Source organism: Streptomyces sp. NPDC104581, from assembly GCF_055583685.1.
The window spans coordinates 134,550-148,727 of the sequence record NZ_JBVJNN010000016.1; the positions used below are offsets into that span (position 1 = coordinate 134,550).

At 71.2% G+C, this 14,178-nt stretch carries 11 protein-coding genes and 1 rRNA gene; 5 read left to right on the plus strand and 7 right to left on the minus strand.

Translation table 11 applies throughout. The features are described from left to right. Positions 1-81: 81 nt before the first annotated feature. The 6 genes from hpf to mtnA form a co-directional block, all read right to left on the minus strand. The gene (gene hpf, locus ACZ61E_RS15905; RefSeq protein WP_469700208.1) at positions 82-771 is read right to left on the minus strand and encodes a ribosome hibernation-promoting factor, HPF/YfiA family; all 690 of its coding nucleotides are present in this window, start codon (positions 769-771) and stop codon (positions 82-84) included. A gap of 314 nt (positions 772-1,085) precedes the next feature. Continuing rightward, the gene (locus ACZ61E_RS15910) at positions 1,086-1,808 is read right to left on the minus strand and encodes a ComF family protein (RefSeq protein ID WP_469700209.1); all 723 of its coding nucleotides are present in this window, start codon (positions 1,806-1,808) and stop codon (positions 1,086-1,088) included. A gap of 314 nt (positions 1,809-2,122) precedes the next feature. Continuing rightward, positions 2,123-3,973, minus strand: coding sequence for an LpqB family beta-propeller domain-containing protein (locus ACZ61E_RS15915; protein WP_469700210.1), 1,851 nt, complete (start codon positions 3,971-3,973; stop codon positions 2,123-2,125). After that, the gene (gene mtrB / locus ACZ61E_RS15920) at positions 3,963-6,056 is read right to left on the minus strand and encodes an MtrAB system histidine kinase MtrB (RefSeq protein ID WP_469700211.1); all 2,094 of its coding nucleotides are present in this window, start codon (positions 6,054-6,056) and stop codon (positions 3,963-3,965) included. The genes ACZ61E_RS15915 and mtrB overlap by 11 nt, the downstream gene beginning before the upstream one ends. A 1-nt stretch (position 6,057) precedes the next feature. Beyond that, entirely contained in the window at positions 6,058-6,735 is a 678-nt protein-coding gene (mtrA, locus tag ACZ61E_RS15925; RefSeq protein ID WP_005486885.1) for a two-component system response regulator MtrA, read from the minus strand. Positions 6,736-6,969: 234 nt separating this feature from the next. Next, positions 6,970-8,118 carry an S-methyl-5-thioribose-1-phosphate isomerase gene (gene mtnA / locus ACZ61E_RS15930; protein ID WP_469700212.1) on the minus strand — a complete coding sequence of 383 codons (1,149 nt, stop codon included), beginning with the start codon at positions 8,116-8,118 and terminating at the stop codon, positions 6,970-6,972. A 183-nt stretch (positions 8,119-8,301) separates the two neighbouring features. Here mtnA and ACZ61E_RS15935 point away from each other — a divergent pair, with 183 nt between their 5' ends. From ACZ61E_RS15935 to ACZ61E_RS15955, 5 genes are read left to right on the plus strand one after another with little or no spacing between them, the layout of a single operon-like run. Continuing rightward, complete coding sequence (locus tag ACZ61E_RS15935; protein ID WP_469700213.1) at positions 8,302-9,552, plus strand: DUF7847 domain-containing protein; 1,251 nt, start codon at positions 8,302-8,304, stop codon at positions 9,550-9,552. Between the two features lie 4 nt (positions 9,553-9,556). After that, positions 9,557-10,246, plus strand: coding sequence for a DUF4129 domain-containing protein (locus tag ACZ61E_RS15940; protein ID WP_469700214.1), 690 nt, complete (start codon positions 9,557-9,559; stop codon positions 10,244-10,246). Continuing rightward, on the plus strand, positions 10,243-11,520 hold the full coding sequence (locus tag ACZ61E_RS15945; RefSeq protein ID WP_469700215.1) for a DUF4350 domain-containing protein: 1,278 nt from the start codon (positions 10,243-10,245) through the stop codon (positions 11,518-11,520). The genes ACZ61E_RS15940 and ACZ61E_RS15945 overlap by 4 nt, the downstream gene beginning before the upstream one ends. Next, positions 11,517-12,500, plus strand: a complete 984-nt coding sequence (locus ACZ61E_RS15950) for an AAA family ATPase (RefSeq protein ID WP_469700216.1) — start codon at positions 11,517-11,519, stop codon at positions 12,498-12,500. The genes ACZ61E_RS15945 and ACZ61E_RS15950 overlap by 4 nt, the downstream gene beginning before the upstream one ends. Before the next feature lie 11 nt (positions 12,501-12,511). Continuing rightward, on the plus strand, positions 12,512-13,822 hold the full coding sequence (locus ACZ61E_RS15955; RefSeq protein ID WP_469700217.1) for a DUF58 domain-containing protein: 1,311 nt from the start codon (positions 12,512-12,514) through the stop codon (positions 13,820-13,822). A gap of 102 nt (positions 13,823-13,924) precedes the next feature. On the opposite strand, the gene rrf is transcribed toward ACZ61E_RS15955, so the two are convergent. Beyond that, positions 13,925-14,041 (minus strand): 5S ribosomal RNA (gene rrf / locus ACZ61E_RS15960). Positions 14,042-14,178: the final 137 nt, after the last annotated feature.

Here is a 14,178-nt window from a genome sequence, read left to right on the forward strand (position 1 = left end):
GCGGTGATCCAGTAGTCGCGCGGTGGTGCCCCCGCGGCCGGATCAGGCTCTGCGGGGGCACCACCGAGGGGTGTGTTCCGGTCAGCCGCCGAGCGCGCCACCCGCGCCCGCGGCCTCGGACTCGGCCAACTGGTCGGTCCTCAGATGGATGACGCCGTAGTCGTACGCGTGGCGCCGGTAGACGACGCTCGGCTCCTTGGTCTCGGAATCCACGAACAGATAGAAGTCGTGCCCGACCAACTCCATCTCGTAGAGCGCCTGGTCGAGGGTCATCAGAGCAGCGGTGTGCGTCTTCTCGCGGACCACCAGCGGTCCTTCGCCCTGTACTTCGAGCGAGCCGATCCTGGTGGTGGGAATGCCGCCCGGCGACTCGTCCACGGGGGCCGGACCCGATCCGTTGAGGTGGGCGACACCGGGGACGACGTCGACGACCTCGGCGGCCGAAAGCCTCCCGGCGCCACGGCGGTTGTGCCGCTTCTCGTGCTGCCTGCGCAGCCGCGCCTCCAGCTTTCCGGTGGCCAGGTCCAGGGCTGCGTAAGGGTCGGCGGCGGCGGCTTCCGCCCGGATCACGGGACCGCGGGAGCGGAGCGTGATCTCCACCCGGTCGCAACGGTCCGCCTGACGCGGGTTGTGCTCCTTGGACACCTCGACGTCGAGGCTGATCACCTTGCCGTCGAGCTTCTGGATCTTCTCCAGCTTCAGCTTCTCGGCCACGTGCTTACGGAACCGCTCGGGTACCTCTGTCTTGCGGCCCTTGACGACGATGTCCACGCAGAACTCCGTTCCCGGATTCGCTCCGCCGCGTTGCGGAGCTACTCCCTCTTGCACCAGACCTCGATGGGCACCGAGGCTTCGGACTTGGTGACTTTCACCTCCTCCTCCCCCGTGGGCAAGATCTCCATTCCCTCGGACTTCGAGGTCCTGGAAAACGCTCCGCACACCACTGCATACCGTCGAGGTGAAGCTTTCGCTTTCCTCACAACCGAACATAGCTCGCTTGGACGGGTGTCGGCACCCGCTACCCGCGCGTACGTCCGTTCCGGTGTTTTACGACCCTCACCACCTGCAACGAAGCGAACTCGCGATCAGTTCCGGTTTATTTCGAAAGACAGCGGAGGTGCGGCGACCACGGCGGCGCTCACCTGTATGAATGCGGGGTACCCCGGTCTCGTCGCGGCATGCATCGCGCGGGACGCTTCGACGAGCGAGGCGCCGGTCGTCATGAGATCGTCCACCAGCACCACCCTGCCGCCCTCCAGAAGCCCCGCGCCGCCGGCGGCGACCTCCAGGGCCCCGGCCAGGTTGGTGAGCCTCTGGCGGGCGTCCAGGCCCGCCTGGTCGGCCACCGCGCGCCGCTGCCGGAGCACCGGAAGCACCCGGGCCGAGCGTCCCGAACGCCGCAGCTCCCCCGCCGCCGCCAGCGCGATGCGCCGGGCGGCGTCGTGCCCGCGCGCACCGACGGCGCGCTTCGCCGACGGAACCGGCACGAGGATCAGCGGGCCGACGCCCGTACCCGCCGGGACGGCGGCCCCCACCGCCCCGGCCAGCGCCCTGCCCAGGGGCGCCGCCAGCCCCAGGGCGCCGCGCTCCTTGTGCGCCAGCAGCACGGCCCGTACGGCGTCCTCGTACGGAGCGGCGGCATGCACCACCGGCAGCCCCACGGGCTCGGGAACCGGCCGCACCCGGCAGGGCCATGTCCCGTACAGCGCCCTGCCGCACGCGTCGCACAGCGGCGTCCTGGGACTCCCGCAGCCGCCGCAGGCGACCGGCAGCACCAGCCCGGTGATTTCCCGCCACCACCCACGCATGTCACCAACTGTGCCAACGTCTCGTGCCCTCGGCCACCCCCTGTGGACAACCGGGATCGAGATCCGGCCCGAACGCGCCACCGAGGAGTTCCGCAGGTGAGCGGTGACTCGCGGTGACCAGGGCCGGTCGTGTGGATCTTGCCGGGCTCGCGTGCCCCGGCACGCACGCCCTCCCCCGTAGCCCCCGGAGGGGGCACGGGAGGTGCCCCCTGCGTTGTCGTCGGTCGGCAGGGCTCCGCCATGCCTCCTCCGCCTTGCGATCGCACGCACCGGACCCCGCTCACTCATCCGGCCCGATCCAGACGACAGACCCCCTAGCCGGGGTAGACCGGTGAGGAGCCCTCCTGGACCATCGTCTGCCAGTTCGCGCCGTTCGGGAGGCGCACGATGCCCGCGTCGTCCGAGTCGGCCACCAGCGGCTGCTGTTCGTCGTCGGCGGCGGCGATCCCGGTGACCTGGTTCAGCCCCGGCAGCACGCCCGCCGCCGAGGTCGAGCCGTCCGTCTGGATGTAGCTCACCTGCTGCACCCCGCCGGCCTCCTTGCCGACCACGACGAGCCTGCTGGGCCCCGCCCACGACACGGCGGTCACCGTCTCCATACGAGGCGCCACGGCCTTCAGCTCCGTCACGGACACCGTCTGCTCGCCGGCCGGTCCACGACGCTCCACCCGGCCGATCTGGAGCGTCGTACGCCCGTCCTCGGTGAGCAGCAGCGCCACCCGTACGCCGTCGGCGGAGACCCTCAGCGCCTCGATGCGCGCGTCCCCGAGCCCGTCGACGGTCACCTCCCGGGGCGCGTCGGCGCCGTCGGTCAGGCGCAGCAGCCGGGGCTGATCCGGGTCACGGTCCGCTATCCACAGATCGCCGTTGCCGTCCCAACTCGGCGCCGACAGCCGGTCCTCCTTCTTCTGGGCCTTGCTGACGACCCGCGCGTCGCCCACCTCACCGGCCGAGATGATGGATCCGACGTACAGGGACTTCCCGTCCTGCGAGACGCCCGCCGCGAACTTCTCGTCGCGCGCGACGGCGACTTGGCCGAGAGGCATCGTGCCGTCGCCGAACGGACCGCGCACCCGCGGCGGATCGATCGGCTCCCTGCTGCTCGCCGAGAGCTGCGCGAGCCGGCCCTTGGCGTCGATGAAGTACGGGCTGTCCGGGCTGCCCGAGGTGCGGTCGGCGGCGAACTCCTCCGCCTGGTCGCCGCTGAGCACACAGAGCGAGGAGCCGTCCTGTCTGAGCAGTTCGACCTGTTCGCCCCGGCTGGAGGTCAAGTCGCGGAGGGTGAAAAGCAGTTGCGCCGCCATCTTGCGGCACTGCTCCCGCCCGACGTTGTCGACCTTCGCGTTGAGCGGCACCTTCAGGGAGTTGCGGTCGTCGAATTCGAGGGTGCGGGTGCCGCGCTTGAGCTCCGTACCGGTCGGGAAGGGCGAGTCGACCACGGGCCGGATCCAGTCCGTCGGCCCGTCGAGCAGCACCTTGACGGCCTGGGTGACCGGATCCATCCGTGTCACCGGGTCTATGCGCTGCCTGATGTAGACGGGGTCGGCGACGAGCCAGCCCTGTCCGGAGGCGAAGTAGTACTTGTTCACGGCGCGGTAGTTGCGCTGGAAGTCGGACTCACCGAGCACGAGCCCCTGGGGAAGGTCGTCGATGCGCCACTCCCTGCCGTCCAGCACCTTCTCCTGGACGAGGTGGAGGGAACGGCTGTAGGGCTCGGGTGCGACCGGCTGATAGACGTGCCCGGCGTCGACGGCGGCGATCTGCTCGCCGTAGAGCGGGTAGGTGAGACCGGGACCGTCGGGACCGGACGGGCCCTGGGGGTCGGCCGGGTCGGGCGCGGCGGCCAGCACCGTCGTACGGTCCGCGGGCTGCCAGCTCTGCGACGCCTGCTTCGTCAGATACTTCCTGGCCACCGTGAAGTCGGGGTCGTCGCTGGTCATCGCTTCGAGGAAGCCGTCGACGATCTCGTTCGGGTCGGCGCCCTCGGCGGGCGCGACGGGATACACCCGCACCTGGGAGTCCCCGCGCGGGGACGCCTTGACGGGTTCGACGTCCCCGCTGTCGGGGATCGACGCACAGCCGGCCAGCAGCAGGGCGCAGCACCCGAACACGACGGGCAGTCGCGGCACGCGTCCTCGGCCGTGACGACGGCGGTCAACGCCCACGAGACGTGTCCTCCCGCTCCGGTGCCCCGGGCGCGGACGTGACCGCGGAGGCAGTTGACGATGACGTCGGCGTGTCCGGCGGCCGGGGCGGTGCCGGGGATGTGGCGGGGTCCTTCTCCGCGGGCTCCCCGGTGGAACGCGGTACCACCCGGGCGCCGTTGCCGGGCAGCGCCGTCGGGTCGGCCACGCCCGCGGGCGGTGGCACCGGCGCCCTGGCCGGCACCGGGAGTGACGCGCCCGAAGCGGCCTGGGAGGGGACGCTCGTCAGCCGGTGCGCACTCTCCTTCGGGTCCCCGAGGACGGAGCGCTCCCGGCCGCGCCGCGAGTCCTCCGGCTCCAGCGGTATGGGCGAGCCCCTCAGCGGCTCGTCGGCGGTACGCGGCAGCGTCAGCCGGAACTGCGACCCGCCGCCCGGCTCACCCCATGCCTGGAGCCAGCCGCCGTGCAGACGCGCGTCCTCGACGGCGATCGACAGGCCGAGGCCCGTGCCGCCGGTGGTACGGGCCCGCGCCGGGTCCGCCCGCCAGAACCGGTTGAAGACCCGGGTCGCCTCGCCGGGCTTGAGCCCCACCCCGTAGTCGCGTACGGCCACGGCCACCGCTCCGCCCGCCACGGCCATCCGCACCACCACGTCCCGTCCCTCGCCGTGCTCGACGGCGTTGACGACGAGATTGCGCAGGACCCGTTCCACGCGCCGGGCGTCGGCCTCGGCGACGACCGGCTGCTCGTCCCCCATGACCCGGATCCGGGTGCCCTTGCGCTCGGCGAGCGGTTCGGCTCCGCCGATCACACGGCGTACGACCACCCGCAGGTCTATGGGCTCGGCCTCCAGCGCGGCGGCGCCGGCGTCGAACCGGCTGATCTCCAGCAGATCCGACAGCAGCGACTCGAAACGGTCGAGCTGGTCGCCCAGCAGCTCCGCCGAGCGCGCCGTGACGGGATCGAAGTCGAGACGGGCCTCGTGGATGACGTCGGCGGCCATCCGCACCGTGGTCAGCGGGGTGCGCAGCTCGTGCGAGACGTCGGAGACGAAACGGCGCTGCATCCTGGAGAGCTCCTCCAGCTGCTGGATCTTGAGCTGGAGGTTCTGGGCCATCTTGTTGAAGGCCTCACCGAGGCGGGCGATGTCGTCCTCGCCGGTGACCTTCATACGTTCCTGGAGCCGGCCGGTGGAGAGCCGTTCCGCGATCCCGGCGGCCATCCGTACGGGCGTCACGACCTGCCGTACGACGAGCCAGGCGATGGCCCCGAGCAGGACGACGACGAACAGCCCCGCCGTGGCGAGGGTGCCCTTGACCAGGTTGAGCGACTGCTCCTCCTGGGTCAGCGGGAACAGGTAGTACAGCTCGTAGGAATTGCCGTCCACATCGGTCAGCCGCTTGCCGACGACCAGGCCGGACTCGGACTCTCGGCCGTCCGTGTACTGGATGAGGGTGTAGCGCTGGAACGTGCCGGCGCCCTTGCTGACGGCGGACCGCAGATCGTTCGGCACGCTCGCGATGTGGTCCACGCCGCCGGAGGCGCGCGGGAAGCGGCTGCTGGAGCCCACCTCGTTCTCGTCGGCGCTCAGCGCCACCACGTTGAACGCGCTCTGGCCGCCACTGGCCAGCTGGACGACCAGGTCGGAGCGCCAGTTCACGGAGTTGCGGCTCGACCTGCCGTCCCCGGAGCCGCCGTCCTGCCCACCCGGTTCGACCGGTGCGTCGGCCTTCTCCTTGGCGACGGTGAAACCACCGGCCGCCTGGCTCTGGGCCGCCTTCTCCTTGGCGTCCAGCAGACCGTTGCGCACCTGGCCGATCACGACGAATCCCAGCAGCAGCACGACGCCCAGCGACATCAGCAGGGTGGTGATGACCACCCTGAGCTGGATGTTCCGCCGCCACAGCCGCACGGCGGGCAGCACCGGCCGCCTGGCCCAGCGCACGAGGAGCCGTGGCACGGGACCGCCGGCCGCCCCGTCCTGGAGCAGCCGGCCGCCCTGGAGGAGCCGGCGGAGGCGTGAGCCCCAGCGGCCCCGGTCGGCGGTCCGCCCCGTACGCACTCCCGGCTCCCCGGGCTTCGGGGCAGAACTGCCGCTGGACATGTCAGCTCGGTCCGGCCTTGTAGCCGACACCGCGGACGGTCACGACGATCTCCGGGCGCTCCGGGTCCTTCTCGACCTTGGAGCGGAGCCGCTGGACATGCACGTTGACCAGACGCGTGTCGGCCGCGTGCCGGTAGCCCCAGACCTGCTCCAGGAGCACCTCACGGGTGAAGACCTGCCACGGCTTGCGGGCCAGCGCGACGAGCAGGTCGAACTCCAGCGGTGTCAGGGCGATCGACTGCCCCTCACGCTTGACCGAGTGACCCGCGACATCGATGACCAGGTCGCCGATGGCCAGCTGCTCCGGCGCCGGCTCCTCGGACCTGCGCAGCCGCGCCCTGATCCTGGCGACCAGCTCCTTGGGCTTGAACGGCTTGACGATGTAGTCGTCGGCGCCCGATTCGAGCCCCACCACCACGTCGACCGTGTCGCTCTTGGCCGTGAGCATGACGATCGGTACACCCGACTCGGCCCTGATGAGCCGGCACACCTCGATACCGTCGCGGCCGGGCAGCATCAGATCCAGCAGCACCAGATCCGGCTTGGCCTCACGGAAAGCGGCGAGGGCCTTGTCGCCGTCCGCGACGAACGACGGCTCGAACCCCTCACCTCGCAGCACGATGCCGAGCATCTCGGCCAGTGCGGTGTCGTCATCGACGACAAGGACGCGTCCCTTCATATCGACATCATCCCATTTTCATTTCCGTTACGTAGACTTGCGTGATCCAGCTCACTGACCTGGGACGACGTGGACGGGTGTCCCGCACGGACCGTCGTGGTTCGCTGCTGCTGACGCCAACCACAGATGCCCCGCCCTGCCTCGTTGACCGGGTCCTTCGACAGGAACCTTAGCGAGCCGCCCGCCCGGCGACCCCGACCACGGCTCTCCCCCACCCCTCGCGCACTTGTGCCGTCAGCCCCGCGCCTCCTGCCGCGCCTGGGCACAGAACTCCACGATCCCGTCCCTCGTCACCGGCGACAGCGCCCCGTACTCGGTGACCAGCGCCGTCACCAGTTCCGGCGGCGTCACATCGAAGGCCGGGTTGTACGCCTGCGTTCCCAGTGGTGCCACCGGCATCCCGCCGCCGACCTCCACCCCGGCCCCGGCCGCCTGCGGGGCCGTGAGCTCGGTCACCTCCTGCCCCGGCCGCTGCTCCACCTCGATGGAGGCACCGTCCGGGGTGTCGAGGTCCAGCGTCGTCGTCGGCGCCACCACGATGAACGGCACATGGTGGTACCTCGCCTGCACCGCGAGCGGATAGCTGCCGATCTTGTTGGCCACCGAGCCGTCGGCGGCGATCCGGTCCGCCCCGATGAGCACGGCGTCCACCTCGCCGGCCGCGAACAGCGAACCGGCGGCGTTGTCCGGCAGCAGCGTGAACGCCATCCCGTTACGGGCCGCCTCGTACGCCGTCAGCCGCGCCCCCTGCAACAGCGGACGGGTCTCGTCCACCCACAGCCTCCTCAGCCGCCCCGCCCGGTGCGCCGAGAGGGCCACGGCGAACGCGGTGCCCTCGCCGCCCGAGACCAGTGCCCCGGTGTTGCAGTGGGTCAGGATCCGATGACCTCCGCCGGGCAGCAACTCGTCCAGGAGCGACAGCCCCGATGCCGCCATCCGAGCGCTGGCGACGGCGTCCTCACGGTGCAGCTTCCTCGCCTCCGCCAGGGTGGCCGCGGCCGCCCGCTCCAGGTCGGCGCCCGCGGCGATCGCCGCGCGGTGCGCCTCCAGCGCCCGCCGTACCCCGTACCCGAGGTTCACGGCGGTGGGCCGGGCGGACTCCAGCAGCGCCGCGGCGTCGTCGACGTCGTATCCGCGCGCGGCGGCGAGGGCGACACCGTAGGCCCCGGCGATGCCCAGGAGCGGCGCTCCGCGCACGGCGAGCGTCCGTATCGACTGGACGAGGGCCGGCACGTCGGTGCAGACCAGCTCGGCCTCCTCGACGGGCAGTCTCGTCTGGTCGAGGAGCACCAGCACCGGCCCTTCCGGCAGCTCGTCCCAGCGCAGCGCGGGGGACATGGACGGCTCATCCGTGAGCGGGGACGGTGCGTACTGATCAGTCATCCGCCCAGTCTGCCCGGTACCGCTCGGTCTATGAAGGTGAGAAGGAGATGGAGCGGCCCGCCCACCGGTGGGCCACGCGTGGCACGATGGCTGCCAGCCCCCCGCTCTGCTCCGCAGACAGGCACCGTTGAAGCGCCGGCTCCCCGAGCCTGCCTCCGAGACCAATCCACGAGGTGGACGACCGTGAACGACACTCCGGGCTGGGCCTCGCCCGGATCTGCCCCGTCCGACGGCCAGGACACCGGCGGCGTGCCCCGGCCCGCCCAGCCCGCCGACGACATCGGCACGCCCTCGGACTCCGCCTCGAAGTGGTCCAAGACCCAGCCGCCGGCCGGACAGTGGTCGGCGCCCAGCGGCCCCGGTCCTGTACCGCCCGCCCCCGGCCCAGCACCGGGCTGGGGCGGCCCGGGCCCCGGCGGACGGCACTCCGGCTGGGGACAGCCGCCCGCCGCGGCCAAGCCCGGCGTCATCCCCCTGCGGCCCCTGGGTGTGGGGGAGATCCTCGACGGCGCCGTATCGACACTGCGGGCCCACTGGCGCACCGTCCTCGGTGTCACCATCGTCGTCGCGGTCATCTCTCAGATCGGCGACATACTCGTCCAGCGCTATCTCCTGCCGGAGCCGGTGGACCTCGACCCGAACGCGAGCCCGACGGAAGCGCTGAACCAGGCCGTCGACGCGATGCAGTCCAGCCTCCTCGCACTCGCGCCGTCGCTGCTCATCACCATAATCGGCACGCTCTTCACCACCGCCGTACTGACCGTGGTGATCAGCCGCTCCGTGCTCGGCCGCGGTGTCACACTCGCGGACGCCTGGGCCGAGGCCCGGCCCCGGCTGCTCCAACTCCTGGGCCTGACCCTGCTGTTGCCCGTCCTGGCCGCGATCGTCGTGACCGTGGGCATCCTCCCGGGGCTGCTGATCGGCTCCGGCGCGGGGATCGCGCTGACGATGCTCGGTGGAATGGCCGCGCTCGTCTTCGTGATCTGGCTGATGGTCAGCTTCAGCCTCGCCTCGCCGGCCCTGATGCTCGAACGGCAGGGGATCGTCGCGTCCCTGCGCCGCTCCGCCAAGCTCGTCAAGGGCACCTGGTGGCGGATCTTCGGCATCCTGCTGCTGACGATGCTGCTGACCTTCGTGGTGTCCATGATCATCGCTGTGCCGTTCAGCCTCGTCGCCATGGCCGTGGACGGCGAAGGCGTCAGCGGCCTGTTCTCCGACAGCGGTCCGGACTTCGGCTGGCCCTTCCTGATCATCACCGGCATCGGCACGGTGATCAGCACCTCCATCACGCTGCCGATCTCCGCGGGCGTCTCGGTGCTCCTCTACGTGGACCAGCGCATCCGGCGCGAGGCCCTGGACCTCGAACTCGCACGCGCCGCCGGCGTACCGGGCTACGGCTCCGAGCGACCTGGCGACGACGCCCCCAGGGGCTGATGCGGTGTTCGGTACGGGGGGCACGGCGGCGGCGCGTCCGGCCGCGCGCACGAGGGACGAGATACCGGTGGACACCCCGCGTGTCCCCGCCCGTGAGGCGGCCGAGGACGAGCTGTCCAGGCCGATGTACCACGAGAACGACCCGAATCTGCTCCAGCGCGCGATGGACCGCTTCTGGGAGTGGATCGGGGACCTGTTCAACTCCGTCGCGGGCTCCGGAGTGACGAGCCCAGTGGGTCTCGCCGTCATCGCGCTGATCGTCGCCGCGCTCGGCGCCGCCCTCTGGTGGCGGCTCGGCACCCCCCGGCGCACCATCCGTCCCAAGGACGCGCTGTTCGACTCCGGCCCGCGCGGCGCGGCCGAACACCGCGCCGCCGCCGAGGAACACGCCGCCGCCCAACGCTGGAACCAGGCCGTCCAGGAACGGATGCGCGCCATCGTCCGCTCCCTGGAGGAGCGCACCGTGCTCGACCCGCGCCCCGGCCGCACCGCCGACGAGGCAGCCGCCGACGCCGGCCGGTCACTCCCCGAGCACGCGACCGCCCTGCGGGCAGCCGCCAGAGCCTTCGACGACGTCACATACGGCGGTCGCTCGGCGGACCGGCGGACATACCTGCGCCTGCGTGAACTGGACCTCGCGCTGGAGAACAGCAAGCCCCAGCTGAGCGGCGCCACCCGGGGAGCAGCCGAATGACCGGCACCGCCACGAACTCCCCGCCCCGGCCCGTGACCAGCTCCACCTCGATGTCGCCCAGCGCCCAACAGGTCTGGAAGCGCGTCCGGGGGCTGCTGATCGCGCTCGCCATTCTTCTCGTGGCCGGGATCGCCCTGGCCGCCGTCCGCTCCGGCGACCAGCACGGCCGCCTCGACCCGCGCTCCGCCGACCCGCTGGGCGGCCGCGCCGTCGCCGAACTGCTGGGGGACCGCGGTGTCTCCACCCGAGTCGTCACGACACTCGCCGAAGCGACCGAAGGAGCCGGCCCTGACACCACCCTGGTGGTGACCTCTCCGAACCTGCTGACCTTCCCTCAGCAGCGCATGCTCCGAGGCGCGACGGAGACCTCCGGCGGGCGTACGGTCCTGCTGGCGGCGGGACCGCCCTCCGTCGACTTCCTGGCCCCGGAAGTCACCGCGGCCCCGGACACCCCGGTGGCCGCGCGCGACCCGCGCTGTTCCCTGCCCGCCGCCCGCAGCGCGGGCGCCGTCGACATCGGCGGAGTGCGCTACACCACCGACTCGCCGGACAGCGACGCCTGCTACCCGGCCGGCGGTCTGCCGACCCTTCTCAGGATCGACGCCGACGGCGGCGGCGACACCGTCCTGCTCGGCTCCCCCGATCTCCTCTACAACGAGCGCCTCGCCAAACAGGGCAATGCCTCGCTGGCGCTTCAACTCCTCGGCTCGCGACCTCATGTCGTCTGGTACCTCCCCTCACTCGGTGATCCTTCCGCCACCGCATCCGGCAGCGGCAGCGGTAACGACAACAGCGGTGACAGCAGCGGCGACAGAGAGGAACAGGAGGCGGGAGGCAACGAGTCGAGCTTCCTCGACCTGATCCCCTCCGGCTGGCTCTGGGGCACTCTCCAACTCGCCCTCGCCGCCGTACTCGCCGCCGTCTGGCGCTCCCGCCGCCTCGGCCCCGTGGTCGCCGAACGGCTCCCGGTCGCCATCCGCGCCTCCGAGGCCACCGAGGGCCGCGCCCGCCTCTACCGCAAGGCCAACGCTCGCGACCGCGCCGCCTCGGTCCTCCGTACGGAGACCCGCACCCGCCTCGCCGCTCTCCTCGGTGTCCCACCGTCCGATGCCCACGCCCCGGAGGCCCTCCTCCCCGCTGTCTCCGCGCAACTCCCCGACAGCTCGCGGGATCCCCGCACACTGCTCTTCGGCCCGGCGCCGGCCGACGATGCCGCTCTCATCCGCCTGACGGATCAACTCGACGCCCTCGAAAGAGAGGTACGCACCTCATGAGTGCCCCGACCCCCGAGACCGCTACGAACTCGGACAGTGCCCGCGCCTCCCTGGAGGCCCTGCGCGCCGAGATCGCGAAGGCCGTGGTCGGCCAGGACCCCGCCGTGACCGGACTCGTCGTCGCCCTGCTCTGCCGGGGCCACGTCCTCCTCGAAGGAGTCCCCGGCGTCGCGAAGACACTCCTGGTGCGGGCTCTCGCCGCCTCCCTCGAACTCGACACCAAGCGCGTCCAGTTCACGCCCGACCTGATGCCGAGCGACGTGACGGGCTCCCTCGTCTACGACGCGCGAACTGCGGAGTTCTCCTTCCAGCCCGGCCCCGTCTTCACCAACCTGCTGCTCGCCGACGAGATCAACCGCACCCCACCCAAGACCCAGTCGTCGCTGCTCGAAGCGATGGAAGAACGCCAGGTCACGATCGACGGAACACCGCGGATGCTCCCCGATCCGTTCCTGGTCGCGGCCACACAGAACCCGGTCGAGTACGAGGGCACCTACCCCCTCCCCGAAGCACAGCTCGACCGCTTCCTGTTGAAGCTGACGGTCCCCCTCCCGTCACGTCACGACGAGATCAGCGTCCTGACCCGCCACGCGGACGGCTTCAACCCACGCGACCTCCAGGCGGCCGGAGTTCGCCCCGTCGCGGGCCCTGCCGACCTCGAAGCGGCACGCGCCGCGGTCGCCAAGACATCCGTTTCCCCGGAGATAGCCGGCTACGTCGTCGATATCTGCCGTGCCACTCGTGACTCCCCCTCGCTCTCCCTCGGTGTCTCCCCTCGCGGAGCCACCGCTCTGCTCTCCACCGCCCGTGCCTGGGCCTGGCTCACCGGCCGCGACTACGTCACGCCCGACGATGTGAAAGCCCTCGCGCTGCCCACTCTGCGACACCGCGTCCAGCTCCGCCCCGAGGCGGAGATGGAGGGAGTCACCGCGGACTCCGTCATCACCGCGATCCTGGCCCATGTCCCCGTGCCCCGATGAGGCGATGAACGATGGCCCTCACCGGACGAGCGGCGCTCCTCGCCGCCCTCGGCTCGATTCCTGTCGGCCTCCTCGCCCCCAGCTGGGCCGGGATGCTGGCGGTCAACGCGCCCCTGTCCCTCGCAATTCTGTGCGACTACTGCCTGGCCGCGCCAGTGCGAACGCTCCGGTTCACTCGAAGTGGTGATACGTCAGTTCGACTCGGAGAACGTGCCGAGGTCCAGCTCACCGTCACCAACCCGGCGCGCCGCAAGCTGCGCGCCCACATCCGCGACGCCTGGCCCCCGAGCAGCTGGTCGACCGGCACCGAACAGGCCGCGTCCCGGCACGAATTGACCGTTCCCGCCGGGGAACGCCGCCGACTGTCCACGTTCCTCCGCCCCACCCGCCGTGGCGACCGGCGCACAGAACGAGTGACGGTGCGGTCCTTCGGTCCCCTCGGCCTGGCGGCCCGCCAGGGCAGTCACGACGTGCCGTGGACGGTGCGTGTCCTGCCGCCGTTCACGAGCCGTAAGCACCTGCCGTCCAGGCTCGCCCGGCTGCGCGAACTCGACGGTCGCACCAGTGTGCTCACCCGCGGCGAGGGCACGGAGTTCGACAGTCTCCGGCCCTACATACCGGGGGACGACACCCGGTCCATCGACTGGCGGGCCACTGCCCGGCAATCAGCGGTCACGATCCGTACCTGGCGACCCGAACGCGACCGCCACATCCTGGTCGTACTCGACACCGGCCGCACGTCGGCCGGCCGTGTCGGCGACGTCCCCCGCCTCGACGCCGCGATGGACGCCACGCTTCTCCTCACGGCCCTCGCCACTCGCGCGGGCGACCGCGTCGACCTGCTGGCGTACGACAGGCGAACACGCGCCCAGGTCCGGGGCCGCTCGGCGAGCGACGTACTGCCCGCGCTGGTGAACGCACTGTCCACGCTGGAGCCCGAGCTGGTGGAGACGGACGCCCGCGACTTGGCCGCGACGGTCCTCAGAAGCGCCCCCCGCCGTTCACTCGTCGTCCTGCTGACCAGCCTCGAAGCGGCACCGGTCGAAGAGGGGCTACTGCCTGTCCTCGCTCAACTCACCCAGCGCCACACGGTGCTCGTCGCCTCGGTGGCCGATCCCCACGCCCAGACCATGAGCGCGGCCCGCGGCTCGGTGGACGCTGTCTACGAGGCCGCAGCCGGCTCACAGGCCCAGTCCCAACGACGACGCACCTCGGAGAAGCTCCAGCGCTACGGCGTCACAGTCGTCGACGCCGTGCCCGACTCACTGGCACCGGCACTGGCGGACGCGTATCTGGCACTGAAGGCCGCGGGCCGCCTCTGAACGGGTTCTCGGGTACGGGGAGGGAGACCGCGCCGTACCCGAAAAGGGTCCTGAACGCAGGAATGCCCCGCACCAACAGGTGCGGGGCATTCCCCAAAGATTGTTCGGCGGCGTCCTACTCTCCCACAGGGTCCCCCCTGCAGTACCATCGGCGCTGAAAGGCTTAGCTTCCGGGTTCGGAATGTAACCGGGCGTTTCCCTAACGCAATGACCACCGAAACACTATGAAACTGTCGAACAACCGGATGACTACACGGTCGTTCGTTGTCTCAGAACTAACACAGTGGACGCGAGCAACTGAGGACAAGCCCTCGGCCTATTAGTACCGGTCAACTCCACACCTCACAGTGCTTCCA

Excerpts from the sequence above, each read along its gene's own strand:
- ACZ61E_RS15955 (WP_469700217.1), top strand. The coding sequence starts at position 12,512 with ATGGCCCTCACCGGACGAGCGGCGCTCCTCGCCGCCCTCGGCTCGATT.
- ACZ61E_RS15910 (WP_469700209.1), bottom strand. The coding sequence starts at position 1,808 with ATGCGTGGGTGGTGGCGGGAAATCACCGGGCTGGTGCTGCCGGTCGCC.
- mtrA (WP_005486885.1), bottom strand. The coding sequence starts at position 6,735 with ATGAAGGGACGCGTCCTTGTCGTCGATGACGACACCGCACTGGCCGAG.
- mtrB (WP_469700211.1), bottom strand. The coding sequence starts at position 6,056 with ATGTCCAGCGGCAGTTCTGCCCCGAAGCCCGGGGAGCCGGGAGTGCGT.
- mtnA (WP_469700212.1), bottom strand. The coding sequence starts at position 8,118 with ATGACTGATCAGTACGCACCGTCCCCGCTCACGGATGAGCCGTCCATG.
- ACZ61E_RS15950 (WP_469700216.1), top strand. The coding sequence starts at position 11,517 with ATGAGTGCCCCGACCCCCGAGACCGCTACGAACTCGGACAGTGCCCGC.
- ACZ61E_RS15945 (WP_469700215.1), top strand. The coding sequence starts at position 10,243 with ATGACCGGCACCGCCACGAACTCCCCGCCCCGGCCCGTGACCAGCTCC.